The sequence below is a fragment of the Pseudomonas syringae KCTC 12500 genome (genome assembly GCF_000507185.2).
In the GTDB taxonomy this organism is placed as follows: domain Bacteria; phylum Pseudomonadota; class Gammaproteobacteria; order Pseudomonadales; family Pseudomonadaceae; genus Aquipseudomonas; species Aquipseudomonas syringae.
In genome coordinates, this window is sequence record NZ_AYTM02000002.1 from 5,741,493 (window position 1) to 5,760,184 (window position 18,692).

General features: G+C 61.7%; 15 protein-coding genes. 2 read left to right on the forward strand and 13 right to left on the reverse strand.

Translation table 11 applies throughout. From position 1 onward, the window contains the following. Positions 1-57 precede the first annotated feature (57 nt). From V476_RS24970 to V476_RS24980, 3 genes are all read right to left on the reverse strand, one after another. On the reverse strand, positions 58-1,005 hold the full coding sequence (locus V476_RS24970) for a SphA family protein (RefSeq protein ID WP_003314856.1): 948 nt from the start codon (positions 1,003-1,005) through the stop codon (positions 58-60). An 84-nt stretch (positions 1,006-1,089) separates the two neighbouring features. Then, positions 1,090-1,857, reverse strand: a complete 768-nt coding sequence (locus V476_RS24975) for a coniferyl-alcohol dehydrogenase (RefSeq protein WP_003426464.1) — start codon at positions 1,855-1,857, stop codon at positions 1,090-1,092. A gap of 86 nt (positions 1,858-1,943) precedes the next feature. Beyond that, positions 1,944-3,425, reverse strand: a complete 1,482-nt coding sequence (locus V476_RS24980) for a benzaldehyde dehydrogenase (protein ID WP_024960974.1) — start codon at positions 3,423-3,425, stop codon at positions 1,944-1,946. 279 nt (positions 3,426-3,704) lie between these two features. Here V476_RS24980 and V476_RS24985 point away from each other — a divergent pair, with 279 nt between their 5' ends. Next, the gene (locus V476_RS24985; RefSeq protein WP_024960975.1) at positions 3,705-5,468 is read left to right on the forward strand and encodes a sigma-54-dependent Fis family transcriptional regulator; all 1,764 of its coding nucleotides are present in this window, start codon (positions 3,705-3,707) and stop codon (positions 5,466-5,468) included. 50 nt (positions 5,469-5,518) lie between these two features. Here V476_RS24985 and treS read toward each other — a convergent pair whose 3' ends face one another. The 4 genes from treS to V476_RS25005 form a co-directional block, all read right to left on the reverse strand. Further along, positions 5,519-7,582 (reverse strand): maltose alpha-D-glucosyltransferase, encoded by a 2,064-nt coding sequence (treS, locus tag V476_RS24990; RefSeq protein ID WP_024960976.1) that lies wholly within the window; start codon positions 7,580-7,582, stop codon positions 5,519-5,521. A gap of 164 nt (positions 7,583-7,746) precedes the next feature. After that, complete coding sequence (locus tag V476_RS24995; RefSeq protein ID WP_235810970.1) at positions 7,747-8,316, reverse strand: substrate-binding domain-containing protein; 570 nt, start codon at positions 8,314-8,316, stop codon at positions 7,747-7,749. Beyond that, a complete protein-coding gene (locus tag V476_RS25000; RefSeq protein WP_003319346.1) occupies positions 8,313-8,612 on the reverse strand; it encodes a helix-turn-helix domain-containing protein in 300 nt (99 codons plus the stop codon). The genes V476_RS24995 and V476_RS25000 overlap by 4 nt, the downstream gene beginning before the upstream one ends. A 229-nt stretch (positions 8,613-8,841) precedes the next feature. Further along, positions 8,842-9,447: a DJ-1/PfpI family protein gene (locus V476_RS25005; protein WP_003314850.1), complete on the reverse strand. Its 606-nt coding sequence runs from the start codon at positions 9,445-9,447 to the stop codon at positions 8,842-8,844. 142 nt (positions 9,448-9,589) lie between these two features. Here V476_RS25005 and ftrA point away from each other — a divergent pair, with 142 nt between their 5' ends. After that, the gene (gene ftrA, locus V476_RS25010) at positions 9,590-10,543 is read left to right on the forward strand and encodes a transcriptional regulator FtrA (RefSeq protein WP_003314848.1); all 954 of its coding nucleotides are present in this window, start codon (positions 9,590-9,592) and stop codon (positions 10,541-10,543) included. On the opposite strand, the gene V476_RS25015 is transcribed toward ftrA, so the two are convergent. The 6 genes from V476_RS25015 to V476_RS25045 are packed head-to-tail and all read right to left on the reverse strand — an operon-like array spanning position 10,503 to position 18,668. Then, positions 10,503-11,693: a serine hydrolase domain-containing protein gene (locus V476_RS25015; protein WP_024960978.1), complete on the reverse strand. Its 1,191-nt coding sequence runs from the start codon at positions 11,691-11,693 to the stop codon at positions 10,503-10,505. The two genes, ftrA and V476_RS25015, sit on opposite strands and share 41 nt — an antisense overlap. A 3-nt stretch (positions 11,694-11,696) precedes the next feature. Then, positions 11,697-12,851, reverse strand: coding sequence for an iron-containing alcohol dehydrogenase (locus V476_RS25020; protein WP_024960979.1), 1,155 nt, complete (start codon positions 12,849-12,851; stop codon positions 11,697-11,699). Positions 12,852-12,874: 23 nt separating this feature from the next. Continuing rightward, positions 12,875-13,519, reverse strand: a complete 645-nt coding sequence (locus V476_RS25025) for a LysE family transporter (RefSeq protein ID WP_024960980.1) — start codon at positions 13,517-13,519, stop codon at positions 12,875-12,877. A 15-nt stretch (positions 13,520-13,534) separates the two neighbouring features. Continuing rightward, positions 13,535-15,283 carry an FAD/NAD(P)-binding protein gene (locus V476_RS25030; RefSeq protein ID WP_024960981.1) on the reverse strand — a complete coding sequence of 583 codons (1,749 nt, stop codon included), beginning with the start codon at positions 15,281-15,283 and terminating at the stop codon, positions 13,535-13,537. After that, positions 15,283-17,343 (reverse strand): 2,3-diaminopropionate biosynthesis protein SbnB, encoded by a 2,061-nt coding sequence (gene sbnB, locus V476_RS27780; protein ID WP_080278600.1) that lies wholly within the window; start codon positions 17,341-17,343, stop codon positions 15,283-15,285. Before sbnB ends, V476_RS25030 begins: the two co-directional genes overlap by 1 nt. A gap of 5 nt (positions 17,344-17,348) precedes the next feature. After that, the gene (locus V476_RS25045) at positions 17,349-18,668 is read right to left on the reverse strand and encodes a lysine N(6)-hydroxylase/L-ornithine N(5)-oxygenase family protein (RefSeq protein ID WP_024960983.1); all 1,320 of its coding nucleotides are present in this window, start codon (positions 18,666-18,668) and stop codon (positions 17,349-17,351) included. Positions 18,669-18,692 lie beyond the last annotated feature (24 nt).

An 18,692-nucleotide genomic window follows, 5' to 3' on the forward strand; every position in this document is an offset into this window, starting at 1 on the left:
TCACGAACTGCATTCCAACGCGGAGCGTTGGAACGATAGTCAAAACAATCTCATGCCTTACAGCTTGTGCAGAAAATTCAGCACCACCTTGTTGCCTTCGGTGCGGTTTTCCGCGCCCTGTTCGAAGTAGCTATTGACCGTCAGCACGTTCTCCTTGTTGAAGGCATATAGGAAGCCGGGGCCAATGGCCCAGACCTTTTCCTTGCGACCACTCACATCATGGCCGTCCACCTGGGTATCCGTGAACTGCTTGAGCCAGTAACCGTTGAGCCCCAGCGAAAGTTGTTCGTTAACCGCGTACTGCAACGTCAGGTTGGCGTGCAGGGCCTGCCCTGCCTGCGTGTCGGAAACATTGCCGAACCCGGCTTGCGGGTCATCATTCTTGCCGTTCCACAAATACATGAAACGCCCGCTGGCCGACCATTTCGGCGAGAACCAGTAAGTCGCGGCGTAGTACGGGTTGAACGACCAGAAATTGCTGCCGGGGTTGATCGAGCGATTGCGATCGTAGGCGCCGACCGGAATCGCAATGTCCGCCTCGATACGCTGAGTCAGCAGCGGGCTGCCATCGGCACGGGTGATCGTCGGCAGCTGCAGAAACGGGCCGATGACCAAATCGCCGAAACCGGCGCGCGAACTCAGGGCGGTGTTGCCCAGACCGTCATCCACGTCGACATGCGCCAGCGACGTATTGATTGCGGTAATACCCGGCATGGCACCATTGGCCATTGGCTGACCGACGTAGATGATCTGCGTCGTCACCGCCAGGACATCCACATCCTGTTTGGGAAGTTGCAGTTTGTCGCCATTCACGTCATTGAAGCGATTGGCCTTGGCATAGTTCAGATACTCCTCCAGATACCAGCCCGGGCCTGCAGGCGCCGGGGATCCGTCGTAGAAGCTGGTGTTGCCCAGATTGAGGCCGGGCAAGTCATAGGCGTATGCAGTCGATGACAAGGCGATGAATGATACGGTCGCAACGGTACGCAAGACTGACTTGGGCATCTTGTGATTCCTGTACTTATTGTTGTTGTTTTCAAGAGCCCCGACGCCACGAACGCGTCGCCGGGGTTGCAACACGTGCAGCCATTACACGTAGGAAGCGGCCAACCCTCCATCCACCGGCAAGTTGACACCGTTGATCCAGCGCGACGCGTCGGAACACAGAAACGCAATCACCTCGGCCACCTCATCGGCCAGCGCAGGACGCTTCATGTGCAGGCCATCACGGGCGACCCGCTCCTGGCCAACCATGCTGACAAAATCGCCCAGAATCGGCGTGAACACCGGCCCCGGTGCGACGCAGTTGACGCGTACCGAATGATCGCGAAACCATTCCTGCGACTGCTTGAAGCTCCAGACGATCAGCGCTTCCTTGAAATACTGGTAGCAGGTTTCATGGGCGACCGGATTGGCCGCCAGCCACTCCTGCCCTTCGCCGTAGCTTTCGGTGGCAGCCAGCGCCTTGTGCAACTCCAGCCTTTCCGGCCACTGCGAACCGAGTATCGACGCCACGTTGACGATACTGCCGCCCGACACGATGCGCGGCAACACGCGTTGGGTCAGGTGACGCAGCCCGAGGTAATTGACCTGGGCGACCGCCTGAACGGGGGCGGTGCCGGGTACACCGGCGATATTACACAGGCCGTCGATCTGCTTGGGCAAACGCTCGATCAACGCGTCGATACTGCCTGGGTCGGCGAGATCCGCCTGGAAGAAACTGTCCACGGTCAGTTGCGGTTCATGACGATCGATGCCGATCACTCGGGCACCCTGGAAGCGCGCCACACGTGCCAGCTCAGCGCCGATGCCGGATGACACGCCAGTGACGATCAGTGTTTTGTTATTCAGGTTCATAGTCACGCGCTCTTATTGTTGTTGGATCACGTTTTGCCATTGAATCAAATCACTTGTTGCAGTGAAGCATGGAATATCAGTCAGACTCAGAATGGATAGGCCGGCGCCTGGTTCTTAACTGTCACCCACTGCCATTGGCTGTATTCATCCCAGTCCGAGGGGCTGCCAGCGCTGCTGCCGTTGCCCGACGCACCGCGCCCGCCGAACGAGTTGACGCACTCATCGGCCACCGTCTGATCATTGATGTGCAGCATGCCGCACCTGAGTCGGTCGCCAAGCGCCGTCGCGCGGCCGATGTCAGGGGAAATCACCGCAGCCGCCAGGCCATACTCGGAACGATTGGCCAGCTCGATGGCTTCCTCGTCCGTGGAAAAACTGACCACAACCGCTACCGGGCCAAAAATCTCTTCGTCGAATGCGCGCATGCCGGGTTTCACGCCGCTGAGCACAGTCGGTCGATAGAACAGGCCTTCATACTCGCCACCGGTTTCCAGTCGCGCGCCGGCCTGCAGGCTGTCACTGACCACCTGATGCACGTGCTGCAATTGCCGTTTGTTGATCAGCGGCCCCAGAGCAGCCTCACCGCGTGCCGCGTTACCCACCGTCAGCGCCCGCGCCTTGTCCGCCAGCTTGCGGGTCAGGTCGGCGACAATGGACTCATGCACCAGAATCAGCCCGGTGGCCATGCAAATCTGCCCCTGGTGCAGCCAGGCACCAAACGCCGCATTGCTGGCGGCCAGATCAAGGTCGGCGTCTTCAAGAATCACCAGTGGATTCTTGCCGCCCAGCTCCAGCGACACTTTCTTCAGGTTGCGACCCGCAGCCTCGGCAACCTTGCGTCCGGCCCCGGTCGAGCCGGTAAAGGTGATCATCTGTACGTTAGTGTCGCGGCACAGCGCTTCGCCAGCATCGGCCGAACCCGGCAGAACGTGCAACAGCCCCTTGGGCAGGCCGGCTTCCTCGAACAGCCGGGCGATCAGGAAACCGCCGCTGATCGGCGTCTGTGGATCGGGCTTGAGCACCACGGCATTGCCGGCAGCCAGCGCCGGAGCGACCGAGCGCAGGGACAGTACCAAAGGAAAATTGAACGGCGATATCACCCCCACCACACCGTGCGCAACACGCCGCGCATAGGACAGACGACCTGCCTGACTCGGCAGTATCAGGCCATGACCATGGGCCTGCGACAGCATCCCCGCAGCCTGACGCAACAACACGATGGTCTCGTTCACTTCGTGCTGGCCCTTTTGCAAGCTGCCGCCGGTCTCGCGGGCGAGATACAGGGCCAGTTCATCGAACGCACAGACCGCATGATCGGCGGCCAGAAGAAATATGTCGGCCTTTTCACGCGGCCCCAGCGCCGCCCAGGCAGGTTGAGCCAGCGCGGCTTCTCGGCAGGCCACGGCGATGTCTGCTGCATCAGCCATGGCTGTGTTCATCAACAGCTCGCCTGTCGCGGGCTCGATGACGGGCAATGAAGGAGACGAGGAAGGAATCCAGTCGCCATTGAAAACGCATTCGGCTTCAATCGCGCGTTGCAACAGGGGGGTGCCATCAGACGCTGACATATTAAGACTCCGGCTTTTATGGTTGTAATCGCCTGCCCCTTTTGTAGTGGGAAGCATGCGCCGTACATACGTCAGAGCAAAGCCTGTGCCGGGATTGTAATCCGACCATCATGTCATCACTCGACCGCTTTGGGACAAGGGTTTGCGACGATCGCGCTGAAGCGTCGAGCCCCCTCAGTGGAAACTCTACGCGGAGGCGCTTGTTCATTTGATGAAGTTATGTTTATTAATCAAGCCCCGATTTGATCATTTCGACCATCGCCCGGCCGAGGTACACCCATGAACAACCCTCACTGCGAGCTGCCCGATCACAGCGTTCCCACCGAGCATTTCTCGCCTCGCGGCGACAGCAGTCAAACGCACGCAGGCGGCTCGCCAACCGCCGAGGAATTGACCAGTTGCCTGTTCTTTTCGCCTGACGATGGGCGCATCTGGCTCAACGACCAGCGCATGTTGCTGCTGCACACCTCATCGTTCGGCACCCTGCGCCGCGAGATCATCGAGCGGTTGGGCCAGGAGCAGGCACGCGGGATGTTCACCCGTGCCGGGTATCTGTCTGGCGCGCGTGACGCCCGACTGATTCGCGAACGCTGGCCACAGGCTGACGCCTCTTCGGCGTTTCGGGCCGGTACGCACTTGCATACCCTGGAAGGCATGACCAAGGTCGAACCGTTGCACTTCAAATTCGACGCCGAGTCAGGGTTCTACGAGGGGGAGTTTCTCTGGCATCACTCGTGCGAAGCCGACGAGCATGTCGCAGCCTATGGTATCGGCCAGGACCCGGTGTGCTGGACCGAAATCGGCTACGCCACCGGATTTGTCAGCGGCCTGTTCGGACAGATGGTGGTTTTCCGCGAAGTCGAATGCCGGGGCATGGGGCATGCGAGCTGCCGTGTGGTCGGCAAAACCTCGGAACAATGGGGCGATGTCGAACGCGACCTGAGCTACCTGAGAGCGGTCAACTCACCTGCTCCAGTGCACAGCGCCCCGACGCCAGCAGCGAGCTATGAGGCAAGCCCGCCGACCGCCACTGACCAGCCACTGGTAGGCGCAAGTGCTGCCTTCAATGCGGCCAGCCAGGCGTTGCAACGAGTGGCGATGACCCCGGCAACCGTATTGATCAGCGGTGAGTCCGGAGTCGGCAAGGAAATGTTCGCCCGCCAGTTGCACCAGCTCAGCCGCAACCGCGAAGGCCCGTTCGTGGCGCTCAACTGCGCAGCCATCCCGGACAACCTTATCGAGGCCGAGTTGTTCGGGGTGGAACGAGGGGCTTATACCGGGGCCACGCACTCCAGACCCGGGCGTTTCGAGCGCGCCAACGGTGGCACGCTGTTTCTCGATGAGATCACCTCGCTAAGCCTTGCCGGGCAAAGCAAGCTGCTGCGCGCCTTGCAGGAACGGGAAATCGAGCGCGTCGGGGGTGTACACGGCATCAAGGTCAACGTTCGAGTGGTGGCGGCGACCAACGTCGATCTGCGCAAGGCGGTGGCCGCTGGCGATTTCCGTGAAGACCTGTTCTATCGCCTCAACGTCTACCCGATCGCCCTGCCGCCATTGCGCGAGCGCCGCGATGACATTCCACTGCTGATCAATTTCTTTCTCAAGCGCTTCTGTCAGGAGTACGGCAGGACGCCGGCCGGATTGACCATGCGCGCGCTGAAAACCCTGCTGGGTTATGACTTTGCCGGGAATGTACGTGAATTGCAGAACCTGATCGAGCGCGGCCTGATCGCCAGCGACGAAGGCCAGGCCATCGACCTGGTGCATATTTTCCGCAACGAATCGTTACCGCGGGACGCCTACTCGCTGAATCACCATGGAGCACTGCGTCAGGCATCGGCTCCTGCCGGACAGCAGGCACCTGCTGCCTCGCTGCTGGACTCCCTGAATCAGCCGGATCAGGCGTTCTCCATCGACGGCCTCGAACAGCGCCTGATCCAGGAGGCGCTGGACAAGAGCGAAGGCAACCTGGCGGCAGCCTCGCGCTTGCTGGGCCTGAGCCGCGCCCAGTTTGCCTATCGCCTGAAAAAGCATCAGCCCTGAGCAGCCTGACTCAGCGGTAACGCGCAGCCGATCCCGCTGCGCGTTACACCTTACAGTGGCAAGGCGCTGACCACGCGTAGGGCCAGCCCTTCGTAGGCGTCCAGGGTGATAGTGAACTCGCCCTGCTCGGTCAGATCGCCTTCAACACGCTCGTTGATGATGTCGACCACCGGACCCGGCGCGATACCGGGCAGTTGCAGCGTTTCGACGATGGTCTCCGCGCTGAAATTGAGCGCAGTGATCTGTGTGCCCTTGCCGGCCGGCAATTCATGGACCATGACCAGCAGCCCTGGATGCTCGACATCCGGAATCAGAATCTGACGGCTTGCGGCGATGTCATAAGCGCGGCGCACAGCGAGAATTTTCTTGAGCTGCGAGGCAAACGAATCGGGACGCTGGAGCTGAGTGACCAGGCTGCCGTACAGCGTCTTGGGACGCGGCATGTCACCCGCAGAAAACTCGGCTTCCGGGTCCAGATCGACCAGATCGTAGGCGCCGCGGTGAACCCAGCGTGTGTCGCCATCCTGCATCAGATGGTCGACCTGCTCGGCCGGCAGTGTCAGGGCACCCACAAGGTCCCAACCCGACAGAGCAAACACGCCCGGCTGCATGGCGTTGTACATCACCAGCAGCAGGTGAATGTGCTGGATCTGCTGAATGTCGGCATCGGTGATGGTGTTCAGGTCACGAATGCCCAGCGCTGCAGTGATGATGCTCGCCGTGGTGCAAGAGACGCCGTTGGTGACGAACTTGCGGTTGTACGGCGCATGTTCGCCGGACAGCTTTTCGTACATCTCCTCACGGATGTGCTCGCGCAGGATGTTGCCCGGGAACGTCTGGCCCTGGTAATGGAAAGTATCGTGGGCGTGCAGCGTCCAGAAGTGCACCAGTTCCAGGGTCAGTTCATCGTGGTTCTGCAAGGCATGGATCAACGACGCCGGATCGATGCCATAGGCATGTACCTGACGCAGCATCAGGCGCAGGAACTCGGTGGTGCCGGTCAGCAGCGCGTGCTGATAGGCCGGCCGGGTAATGAAGTCGTAGGACAGATCCGCGCCACCCTGCCCCATGGAGGCAATGTCATCGATGGTCAGGTTCAGCTCCTGGAAGCTGAAGCCGCCCGCCTTGCGGATCGCACCGGCCAAAAGCTGGTTGCCGGTGATCGACAGCGGATGGCTTTCCGACCAGGCGGTACCCTCGGCGCGACGCTCGACACCAAGGAAGCCGTTGGCGTCCAGACGCAATACGCGGGCGCCCATGACATCGATGGCGTGCAGCGCGTCGCCGATGATCATCTGCTGCGCGGCAAAGCTGGGGTCCAGCCAGTTCAGGGAGGGCTGGCCGTCCTTGAAATAATGCAGGTAAACCCAACGGCGGGCCTTGCCATCAACGCCCTGTACCACGTCAGTGGCGCTCCAGTCGGTTTCCTTGACCCCAGGCTCGAAGAAAATTACCCGCTGCAACTGGCCGACGATGTAATGCTTGTCGCGCAGCTGATCCACCACATCGGGCATCAGGTTGACAGCATCGCGGCCCGCAGGCACTTCAGGCAACAGTTGCCAGTCTTCCTCACGGATCTCGACCATGTGGAACAGACCGGGGTAATCCTCGTACGCCATCTCGGCCAGGCGGAAGTCAGCGCCCTTGCCGGTGTGCGACGGGATGATGTCGTCGATGATCACCGCGTTGTGCGCTGCGGCAATGCGCGTCAGGCTCAACAACTGCGCCTCGGTACCCAGGTCCGGGTCGATGCCGAAACTGATGCGGTCGAAGTTGCCATCGATACTTGGCGTGCGCTCGCGGCCCTGCAAGCCGCCGGAAAGCTTCAGCGGCCCGTTGTGAATGCCCTGAATGCCGATTTCCGACAGTGCATGCCAGAGGGTCTCATCCCCCAGCGCTTCGAGCACCGAGCCGCCTTCGCGGGTGACGATGGAGGCCGGGTAGGCGGTAAACCAGACCGAGGCGATAGCGGAGGCGTCTCTGGGACGTGCAAGGGCGAAAGGACGCTGCCAGAGCCTGCCCTGCCCCGAATAGGTCTTGGCGCGCTGTCTTGCGGCGTTCAGCATCGATTGCTCGACCAGCCAGTCCACGTACTGCTTGTCCGGTATCGTCATAGCGTTCAGTCTTCCTCTCGAATCGGCGACCTGAGACGCCCCGCGTGCGGGGCATCCTGAATGTATTGCTTACGGATATGAGCCTTGCCGGCCCGATTCGTTGCATTCATATCGTAGTCAAACGCTCGTTGAGGGCACTCTGACAGCGTTTTACGACATATTCCTCAATGAGACTGAGTGTTTGAAGCAGGTGGTTTTTTCAGTGCCTGAACCACGGCATTGGCGGCGTTGGACAGCAATGAAGCAGGCCGCGCCACGACGCTGATCTGACGCCTCACGGTCAGCGGCAACGGGATCGATTCCAGCTCGCGAAGCCGCCCGCTCAACAGCGCGCTGGGCACAATCGAGATGCAATGGCGCTTGGCAACCAGGTCCAGCAGCGTGTCCAGGCAACTGAGTTCGCCGCGATGGCTGAGCCGTACCTGTGCCGATGCCAGTTGCTGGTGCAGGCGTTCCACGCCCGGATGCCGCCAGGCAACATAGCGCGACACCTGCGCAAGCTCGGCGAAACATTGCGCCTTGCCCTGCTTGCTTCGCGCCGCCACCAGTACGTAGTGGTCCGACCAGCAATGGTGTTCGAGGTAATGCTCGTCCAGCACAGTACCCGGCAGGATGAGAATATCGGCCACGCCCTTTATCAATGCGTCCAGCGACGGATTCTGTTCGCTGCGGTGCAGCACATTCAGGTGGATATCGGGGTAATGATGGGCGAGAAAGTCCAGCGAGGCGCTCAGGCCGGTTTCGCGGATGTGCGAGTGGTAATGAATGGTGACGCTGCCACTGACCCCATTTTTTTTAGTTGTTCGAGCGTGGCCATGATATTTCCCAGGGTCTGGCTGATGACCTTGCCTTCAGGGGTGAGCGTGCAACCTGTGCGGCTGCGAATGAACAGGCGTTTTTCGAAAAAATCTTCGACTTCCTTGATCGCATAGCTGATGTTCGACTGGCTGCAGCCCAGAATGGCGGCGGCCTCGGAGAACGAACCGTGCTGTGCAACGGTTTGAACGACTTTGAAGAAGTGGGTTTTCATGTGTCCTGCACTCTGGTTTTGCAAAGGTGGGTGCGGTCCTGCCGCTGAGCCAAAGGCTCGGGAATACAGGAAACCCCCGCCGAAACACCGAGTTGGCCGGGTTATCGGTCGTTCGAATGAGTGTCTCAAGCGGGGGTAAGGCGGACGCTGGCTATAGCGTTGAAGCGCTGGCTATGCACATTTCGCGCACATAGCCTCTTCAGGGGTATCCGCAGCGCGACTGGATGACTCAGTCGTTCTCGGTCCAGTCGAAATCCATCTGCAGCGCGGTGCGTTCGGCCAGTTCACGGCTGTGCAGGCGCTCGACCAGGTGCAGGCTCATGTCGATGCCGGCAGAAATGCCTGCCGAGGTCACGAACGAGCCTTCATCGACCCAGCGCAGCGTGCTGAGCACGTCCACCGACGGGAACATTTCCTTGAGGTCGTCGATGTCTTCCCAGTGCGTGGTCACCTGCTTGCCGGCCAGCTTGCCGGTCCTGGCCAGCAGGAAGGCGCCGGTGCACACGGCAGCGACCACGCGGCCAGGCTCCGATTGATCACTGATCCAGTGGATCACGTCGGGTTTTTCCAGTTCGGCGGTCACCACGCCACCCGGGACGATCAGGCAGTCGACGGGCGGATGGTCGTTGATCGAGAAATCCGGATCGACCTTGAGCCCGGCGCGGGCACGCACCGGCGCCGTGCTGCGGCCGATGGTGAACACGTTGAACAACTGCCGGTCATCACGGCTATTGCGGGCGTGCATGCGGGTTGCGGTGGTGAACACTTCATAGGGGCCAGCGAAGTCGAGAACCTCGACGTCGTCATAAACGTAGATACCGATATTGAGTGGCACGAGTTGGCTCCAGGGCCTGCATGGCAGACCACTTGCATCATATTGAGGGTTAAGCGGGTTTCAGCGGTGACACAGAGCAGATTACTCAGTAGCATCACGCCAAACTACTGGCTGAAATGCCAATATCCGGTAACATCGCGCCATGAAAAATCATCTCGTTGTCGCACTCATCTACAACCAGCTGTGCACCTTCGAATTTGGCTGCACGGTTGAAGTCTTTGCGCTGAAAAGACCAGAGTTGGGCGTCAGCTGGTACGAGTTCGCGACCTTCCCGGTCGACGACGGCCCGATCACCGCTGCCGGGGGCATCACCATCGTGCCGACACCCGGCGAGGTGCTGCTGGAAAACGCCGACACGATCATCGTGCCGGGCTGGCGCGGGGTGGAATCCGAGGTCCCGCAACGGCTCATCGAACAGCTCCAGGCGGCTCACGCACGCGGCGCGCGAATCTGCTCGATCTGTACCGGGGCCTTCGTTCTGGCGGCGGCAGGTCTGCTCGACGGGCACAAGGTAACGACCCACTGGCGCTATACCGACCTGCTGGCCACCATGTACCCGGGCCTGACCATTCAGCCCAACGAACTGTATGTGGATCAGGGCAGCATCGTGACCGCAGCAGGCTCGGCCGCAGGGCTGGACATGATGCTGCACCTGGTGCGCAACGATCACGGCTCGCGCGTCGCCAACATGGTCGCGCAGCGCATGGTCATTCCACCTCATCGCGAAGGCGGTCAATCGCAATACGCATCCCGGCAACTGGTATCGGCCAGCGACGGGCCGATTTCCAACCTCATGGACTGGATTCGCAGCGACTTGCAGCGCCCGCATACCATCAAGGAGATGGCCTCACGCGCGGCGCTCAGTACCCGTACCTTGCACCGCAGCTTCATGGAAAGCACCGGGCTGACGCCTTACGACTGGCTGCTCGGTGAGCGCATTGCCTACGCCAAGGAACTGCTGGAATCGTCGAAATTACGCCTGAACGAAGTGGTGGACCGCGCCGGCTTCGGCTCCGAAGAGTCGTTTCGCCGGCACTTCCGCAATCTGGTAGGCATCAGCCCGAGCAGTTACCGCAAGCAATTTGCCCGGGCCTGACCCCCAGCCTGGGGTAAAGCGCATCGACGATTGCGTCGGCAAATTCGCCCCACGCGCCGGCAACCGCCGTGTTGGTCAGGACCACCATGCTCAGCGCAGCACGCGGATCGACCCAGTAATGGCTGCCATACAGCCCGCACCATGACCAGGTTCCCGCGCCCTGCCGCTGCCCGGCGAGCACTGGATCGGTGAGGATCATCGGCCCCAGCCCGAACCTCCAGCCGGGCCCGCGACTGGCGATGCTCGTCTGGCCAATCGCATTGCCCAGCAAACGCGCGGTACTGGCTTCACTCAATAGAGGCGCTCCGCCAAGACGCAGGCATTCAAGCAGCCGAAGATAGTCATCCGCCGTGCCCAGCATTCCCGCCCCGCCTGACTGATACGCATCTGTGTCAAAGGCGCGGGCTGCGGAAAGCTGCGCCTTGCCGCTGGCGAGCAACACACCATCGTCATCGCCGATACGCTGCGGGCCGCTGACACCGTCCTTGTAGGCACTGGCCAGCGGCCGCTCCGGCAGGTGCCTGAATGAGGTCGCATGCATGCGCAGAGGCGCGGTGACCCATTTATCGATGGCTTCTGACAACTTCAGGCCAGTGGCCTGTTCGACCACTGCACCCAATACATCCGTGGCCAGCGAGTACCCCCAGGTGCTGCCGGGCTCGAACAGCAAGGGCACACGCGCCAAACGCGTCAGGTTTTCCTGCAGGTCGAACGCTACCCGGTCCAGCCCGTCCGACACCCCGGCCCGCTGATAGGCATTATCGGGCGCCTGCTCAAAGCCATAGCTCAAACCGGACGTGTGTGACAGCAGGTGCTGCAGCGTGATGAGCGGCTCGCGGCCATTGGCCAGACGCGGTCGAAAGGCTGGCAACCAGTGAGTCACCGAAGCGTGCAGATCCAGCACACCCCGTTCACAGAGCCGCAACACCGCGACCGAGGTCAACAGCTTGGTCAATGAGGCCAGGCGAAAACGCGTGCTGCGGGTGACCGGAATCTGCTGCTCGCGATCGGCCCAGCCGCGCGCACTGGCGTATGCCAGGCGGCCCTGGCGAGCCAGCAACAGCACGCCGCCGACGATCCGGCCCTGCTCGACGAAACTCCGCCAGACTTGGTCAAGACGCTGTATGCCCGCCTCGTTCAGGGTAGCCATGGTTCACTCGCCCCTCACTGCACGGCTGAAAATCTGCGCGTAGACCTGCGCCGAATGGCGAATCGGGTTGGTGTGCGAGCATCCATCGGCAAAGGCCATCCGTCCGACCCGCTCGGCTTCGCGATCATCGATGCCGATCTCGCTCAGCGTATGTGGAATGCCAATCTGCTCGCGCAGCGTCAGCAGCCAGTCCATCACCCCGGAAAACCCGGGCGACGGCAACCGCAGGTAAACCGCCAGATCGTCCATTTGCGTCTGCAGCACCGAGCGATTGGCCTCTAGCACGTAGGGCAGCAGGATCGCGTTGAGCAAGCCATGATGCTGGTCGTAGAGCGCCCCAAGGCTCTGCGCGATCGCGTGTACGCCGCCCAGCCCGCGCTGAAACGCGGCCGCGCCAAGGCTGGAGGCCACCAGCATCTGCTGTCGCGCCTCCAGATCCTGCCCATCGGCAACAACGCGCGGTAAAAACGCTTTGATCATCTGCATGCCCTTGACCGAAACCGCCTCGGCCATCGGGTGCCAGGCCGGCGAACACCAGGATTCCATGCAGTGGGTCAAGGCATCGGCCCCAGTGGCGGCGGTCAAGTGCCTGGGCAGGTCGAGTGTCAGCGTGGCATCCAGAATCGCGATGCGCGGCATCATGCGAATGTGCAGGATGGTGCGTTTGACCTGCGCCTGTTCATCGGTAATCACCGACGCACGCCCGACTTCAGAGCCGGTCCCGGCCGTCGTCGGCAGCGCAATCAGCGGCGCAATGCCATCCGGATCGGCGCGCAGATGGTTGTCGTTGATGTCTTCGAAATCCCATAACGGGCGGGTCTGGCCCGACATCAGTGCGACTGCCTTGGCAGCGTCCAGCGCCGAGCCGCCGCCAAACGCAATCACACCGTCGTAGCCTCCGGTTCTGTAAGCGTGCAGCCCCTCGGCGACGTTGGTGCCGGTCGGGTTGCCCTTGACTCGGTCAAACAGGCCGCAGTGGCCCAATTGGCTGCGGCAGTCCTCTACGGCGCTGGCGATCATGTCGGTGCTGCCCAGAAAGCTGTCGGTGATCAGCAGCGGACGTTGTATGCCGGTCACCCTGCAGGCGTCGGCCAGTTCGTTGACGCGTCCTGCGCCTGCGCGGATGGAAGTCGGGTAGTGCCAGTCGTTGCGATGCATGCAGGTATTCCTTTACAGATGTTTCAGTGAATGAAGGCAGCCGGCAGCAAACCGATCAGCAGGCGCAGGCCGAAAGCGATCATGAAAAACCCGGTGATGATGTCGATGGCCTTTTTCATATGCTGATAGCGCGTCTGTACCGCAGGTATCGAAAACAGCGTGGCGAGCAGCACGAACCAGGAAATCGCCAGTACCGCGATGATCGATACACCCGCAGTACGCACCCACATCGGCATGCCCGGCGTGGTCACGGTGGTGAACACGCTGGTGTAGAACGCCAGCGCCTTGGGATTGGTCAGGTTGGTCAGCAAGCCGAACCGATAGGCACGGCTCAGACTGCCAATGCCCAGCGCAGCGATGTCCCTGGGTTTGGGCTGGCTGCCGGCGCTGCGCAGGCTTTTGCTGCCGAGCCAGGTCAGGTAGGCACCGCCGAGCAATTGCAGGGTCGGTTGCAGCCATGGCAACTGCTGAAACACCAGCCCCAACCCGGTGGCAGCCAGCAAGGCCCAGAGAATGCTGCCCGAGGCAACGCCCAGCCCGGCACAGATGCCCTGCTGCCGTGACTGGCTGAACGAGAGTTGGGTGATGACCAGAAAGTTCGGACCGGGGCTGATGATCAGCACAATGAACGCGCCAGCAAGGGCGGTCAGCAAAGTGATTTCGTACATAGCAATAATTCCTTTTTAATTAATAGCTTGAATAGCTTTGTTCAACTGAAATGTGATGCCACTTGAAGTTGTGTTTGTCAGCGTATCCAGGCATGACTCGACCGCCCGGCGCGCCTCGATCAGCGCGCGACAGGTCGGATCAGGTGTCGGTACGTAGTGGTTGTAGAACGTGCAGCCTTCCACGGCGGGCCCGAGAACCCAGAGCCGCTGCTGCACCTCACCGTCGCGGCCAATTGCGCGGCCCGCTGCGTCGGTGTCGATGCCATCGGCAGGCCAGGCATGGGCGGCACGAATCAGCCCGCGCTTGCGCAGATCGTTGATCAACCCATGACGACTGCCCGACACGCCGCTGTGGGCGACGCGGGCAGACAGGCGGTTGTGCGGCTCCTGCACGTCACTCATCGGCGGCAAGACCGTCACGACCCCGGCCTCGATCAGCGCCAGCAGGTCTTCATGGCGTTCCTTCTGCGGCCCGCCGACCAGACGGTTGCTCAGTCCTGCCCAAGTGCCGTAGAACTCCAGCGTCGAAGACTCGGTCAGGCCGTTGCGATCGGCGACCAGACGCAACAGGTCGCGATAATCGCGCCAGACCTCCAGCGCCTGACAGATCGGGCTGTGCGCGGTGCCCAGCCGACTCAGGGCCAGGTCACGTTTGATCCAGTCGACGAACCACGGCCCATACGAGCCTTCGGCGCCAGACCAAGGCTGGGTGATCAGCCAGTACTCAGGATCGAATGCACCCCCTTGTTCTGCCAGACGGGCAAACACTGCCGGTCTGGAGATTGACTCGCGCAGCAGGCGCTGGACAGAGTCCAACCGCCCAGGCGCCTCCATCCGGACCCTGGCCTGATAAAACACGGCACGCATCTCATCCTTGATCAGGGGCAGCACATCGGTGCGAAAGTCGAGCCGCCCGCCTTCCTTCTGCTCGCGCAGACGCGCTAGGGCGTCGGCCGTGAAAAACAGCCTTGGCAACGGTGCGTGACGGCAGGCATGCCATTGCGGCCTGGCATGAAACGGTAATCCGCTACGCGAATACATCAACACCCTGGGCTCGCGTCCGGACGGCAGGTAACGCCAGCCGGCGAAGCCGCCATCACGCACGTAGCGCCCGCCACGCCCCTGAGTCAGATGCGCCAGCGTGTCCATGGCCGCCAGCCCAAGGCCTTCGATGACCACGCACTCGCCGACGTCCTGCTGCACGTGGGGATCAGGCGCATGTCCGCTGGTGAGGAACACGCCGTCTACGTCCATTGCCAGACTGCCGGTGCGCAGCCGGAAACCCGGCGTTCGCAACGCTGGCTGGCAGCTCAGCACCTGCTCGGCGTGGTGACGCACCTGCACATGCGCCGGGCAGCGTTGCAGCAGGAAACGGTAACTGTCCTGCAAATAGCGCCCGAGCAATGCTCGCGGCACGAAGTCGCCAAATGCCACCGCTCTGCCCTGCCCATCCAGGCTGACATGGCCGCGCTTATCCAGGCGTACATCCTCACGGCTGCACCATTGCAAAAAGGTCGGGCCTGGCGGTTCACACGCCGGAAATGCCGATGAAAACGCCGACAACTGACCGGCCATGGTGTTGAGCATCAGGTAATCCGGCTGCTGCGCAAGGTGCAACCCGCTGCCCGGCGACTGCGGATCGAACACCTCGATACGCAGCGGTTGCTGCACGGCGTGACGACTCATGCCGATCAACTGCTCCAGAATGCTCAACCCGCGTGAGCCCATGCCGATAATGGCGACGGTATGCGTGTGCATGGCCATCACCAGCGCGCCGATTCAAAGAAGAACTGCGGCACCGGCAAAGCGCTACCCTCGGCCACCGCCTGGCGATACACCCGCTGCCCCACGGCGAGGTCCAGCACGCCGAGCCCGAACGGCGAAAAGATCGAAGCCTTGTCCGGGCTCAGCTCCACTTGCCCGGTCATCAGCTGTGCCAGCGTCCCGGTAATGAACGAGCGATGCTGATACTGCTGCACGGCGAGGTCAGGCGAGGTCTGAGCCTTGAGGCAGTGTTCGACGTCATCGAGGATGTTGTTGGCCTGGGCAATGACCTCCGGCCCCAGATCGCGCAACGAGATGTTCAGCACCAGTTGCCCCGGTTGAAACACCGGCTCCAGTACATAGGGGCTCGGCGCAGTAGTGGCGAACACCACCACATCGGCTTGCAAGCACGTCGCCAGGTCGCCTGGCTCGCTGTGCAGTCCATGGTGACTGGCAGCATGCCCGACCAGCGCCATCGCCGAATCCTGGTGCTGATCGAAGACGCTGACCGCGTCCATCGTCCAGCCATCGCTGACGAACATGTCGAGGATGGTGCGGGCAATGAAACCGGCACCGATGAACGACATTCGCCCGACATGACGCTGCTGGCGGTTCATCCAGCGCGCAGCGAGCACCGCCGAGGCTGCCGTGCGCATGGCACTGATGCGCGAGGCCTCAAGGCAGGCAAAGGCATAGCCGGTCAGCGGATCGTTGAGGATCAGCACTGCCGAGGCGCGCTGCAGGCCCGTGTCGATATTGCCCGGAAAGCTGGAAATCCATTTGATGCCACTGACCGGCTGCTTGCCCGACAGGCTGGCGGGCAAGGCAATGATGCGATTGGCCGGCGCCTGCGCAAAGCGCAGAAAGTAACTGTCGGGGTTGATCGTGTGGCCAGCCTCATGGGCCAGATACGCCGCCTGCACGTCATCGATACAGGCCAGCGGATCTGCCGTCAGCAGGCGCGCAACCACCTCACCGTCGACCACATGGAACGCCGCCCGCTTCAGCCGCTCGGCGGCCAGCCAGACCGTCCAGCTTGAATGCGGGGAAAGCGCAGGCGTTTTCATGCTGCCCGGGCATGCCTCGGTCACTGGTGAGGAAAGGTCTGCCAGGGTCATGCTCAGCACTTCGCGGCCAAACCGCTGCTCGACCCATTGGTCATCGTACAGCGTGTCCAGGTAGCGCTCGCCCCAGTCCGGCGACAACGCCACGACCACTGAACCGGGCTCGATGCGCTCGCGCCAGGCATGCACCGCAGCGATCACCGTTGCGGTCGACCCGCCGACCAGCAAGCCCTTGCTACGCGCGAGGATGCGGCACATGGCGATGGTGTGTGATTCCGGGACCATTTCCAGCGCATGAATGCCGTCGGCGTTGAAGATTGGTGGGCGCTGGCTGGTGCCCAGTCCGGGAATGAAGCGCCGGCTGGCCGGGGTGTCGAAGGTCACCGAGCCGACACTGTCCACAGCAATGATTCGGGTGGTCGGATGATGGCGCTGAAAATGCTGAATGCAGCCCATCAAGGTGCCAGTGGTCCCGGCGCCGACGAACACATAATCCACATGGCCGAAATGCTGGCTGATCGAACGCGCCGTGGTTCGCGCATGGGCACGCGGGTTGGCTGCATTTTCGTATTGATTGAGCCAGACATAGCGCGGGTCGCTGGCCACTTTTTGGCGGATCAGCTCGATGCGCGTCCCAAGGAACCCGCCGTTGGCGTCCGGGATTTCGACCTGGATGACCTCGGCGCCGTAGCTGCGCATCATGCGGATGTTGTGGCTGGAGCTGTTGGGGTCGACCACGCAAGTAAACGGGATGCCCCGCTCAGCGCAGATCATCGCCAGCGCCACCCCGAGATTGCCCGACGAGGACTCGATCAGAATCGTGTCCGGGCCCAGCAGCCCCCGCGCCTGAAGGTCATTGATCAACCCCACGGCAGTCTTGAGCTTGATCGAGCCTGCCGGGTTGAGTGATTCCATTTTCAGGAAAAAATCGGCCCCCAGGCCAGTCACCTTGAGGAAGGTCTGATCGTGAACGATTTCGCAAAGAGAGTTGTACATGGACTTCACTTCCACTGTGCCAGCAAGGGATCGGCGGCCGGTGCTACGGCCTGCTGAAGGGCCGTGGCGATACGCTCGGCGCGCAGTGCCATCAGTGAAAACGACTGACTGTCACTGATTCCGTGGCTGCGTTCGGAAAGACCGTTGACCCAGATATTCACGTCGCACTCGCCTTGGGTGGCGACCTGATAATCCCGATCGATGAGCAGCCCCCCGTCGACATCGGCCCGCAGCCATGGCTGCAAACCACTCAACATCGGCGGTATCAGGTACTGCTGATACCCGGTGCCGAGCACCACGGCATCGACCTCCAGCACTTGGGTGCGCAGGCTGAAGGTGTCGGTCAGCTCGACACGGTAGCCCTCTGCGACGGGCTCAATGGCGCTGATCACGTTGTAGGCGTAGGTCTGCAGGCGTTTGCGACCAGCGATGGCGTCTTCGTAGATCAGCGAAAACAGCTTCTGGCTTTCATCAGGGTCGATCCCTGCGTAATTGGTCGAGCGGCTCCAATCGAGAAAGCGCTGCCGCGCGGCCGGGTCCAGGCTATGGAAATAGTCGACGTGATCCGGGGCGAATACCCGGTTGGGGAACTGGCCAAGCTGGGTGAGTTTGAAACCGGCCGAGCGATGCACTGAATGCACTTCGATGCCGGCGTCGCGGCTGACCAGCTCCAGCACCGATTCACTGGCGCTCTGCCCCGAACCGAGTACCAGCCAGCGCTTGGGCAACTGCTCGCCGAAGGCTTGCAGACGGCTCAGAAACTGCGACGTGTGAAACAGCGTCGGGCCGATCAGCGCCTCGAACGCGGGCGGAATACGTGGAGCACTGCCGCTGGACAGCACGACATTGCGCGTCGTGAAGCTGGTATCCGGCGTGCATACGCGTAGCTCATGCAGGCGTCCGTGACGCAACACCGGGTCAATTCCGGTGACCAACGTGTTGAAGCAGGTCTGGCTGTCCACCTGCGCGGCGACCCAAGCCAGATAATCCGACCATTCATGACGACTGGCCGGGCGGCCCAGCAGGCCGAAATCGAACATTCGCCCGTGTTCCTTGAGGTACATGGCGAATGAGAAGCGGCTGCGCGGGTTGCGCGGGGTCACCAGATCGCGAAATACGTGATGATTGATGTCCGTTCCGGCCAGCAGCAGTTCGCGATGCCATTGGCTGTCCTGCGCAGCTTCCAGATAGCGAACGGACATCGCGCCCAGTGGGTCATTGGCCTCTCGCGCATCGGCAAACGCGCAGGCCAGCGCGATACCGGCCGGACCGAAGCCGATACAGACGGCGTCCGAATGCAAGGTGTGTGGTGTCGAGTTACCCATGAAGTTCCTGTCCTTAGAGTTGGT

Bases quoted from the DNA above. Each gene is read 5' to 3' on its own strand.
- treS (WP_024960976.1), bottom strand. From the start codon at position 7,582: ATGACGATACCGGACAAGCAGTACGTGGACTGGCTGGTCGAGCAATCG.
- V476_RS25015 (WP_024960978.1), bottom strand. From the start codon at position 11,693: ATGGCTACCCTGAACGAGGCGGGCATACAGCGTCTTGACCAAGTCTGG.
- ftrA (WP_003314848.1), top strand. From the start codon at position 9,590: ATGAAAAATCATCTCGTTGTCGCACTCATCTACAACCAGCTGTGCACC.
- V476_RS25000 (WP_003319346.1), bottom strand. From the start codon at position 8,612: ATGAAAACCCACTTCTTCAAAGTCGTTCAAACCGTTGCACAGCACGGT.
- V476_RS25025 (WP_024960980.1), bottom strand. From the start codon at position 13,519: ATGTACGAAATCACTTTGCTGACCGCCCTTGCTGGCGCGTTCATTGTG.
- V476_RS24980 (WP_024960974.1), bottom strand. From the start codon at position 3,425: ATGTCAGCGTCTGATGGCACCCCCCTGTTGCAACGCGCGATTGAAGCC.
- V476_RS24975 (WP_003426464.1), bottom strand. From the start codon at position 1,857: ATGAACCTGAATAACAAAACACTGATCGTCACTGGCGTGTCATCCGGC.
- V476_RS25045 (WP_024960983.1), bottom strand. From the start codon at position 18,668: ATGGGTAACTCGACACCACACACCTTGCATTCGGACGCCGTCTGTATC.
- V476_RS24985 (WP_024960975.1), top strand. From the start codon at position 3,705: ATGAACAACCCTCACTGCGAGCTGCCCGATCACAGCGTTCCCACCGAG.
- sbnB (WP_080278600.1), bottom strand. From the start codon at position 17,343: ATGTACAACTCTCTTTGCGAAATCGTTCACGATCAGACCTTCCTCAAG.
- V476_RS25020 (WP_024960979.1), bottom strand. From the start codon at position 12,851: ATGCATCGCAACGACTGGCACTACCCGACTTCCATCCGCGCAGGCGCA.
- V476_RS24970 (WP_003314856.1), bottom strand. From the start codon at position 1,005: ATGCCCAAGTCAGTCTTGCGTACCGTTGCGACCGTATCATTCATCGCC.
- V476_RS25030 (WP_024960981.1), bottom strand. From the start codon at position 15,283: ATGGCCATGCACACGCATACCGTCGCCATTATCGGCATGGGCTCACGC.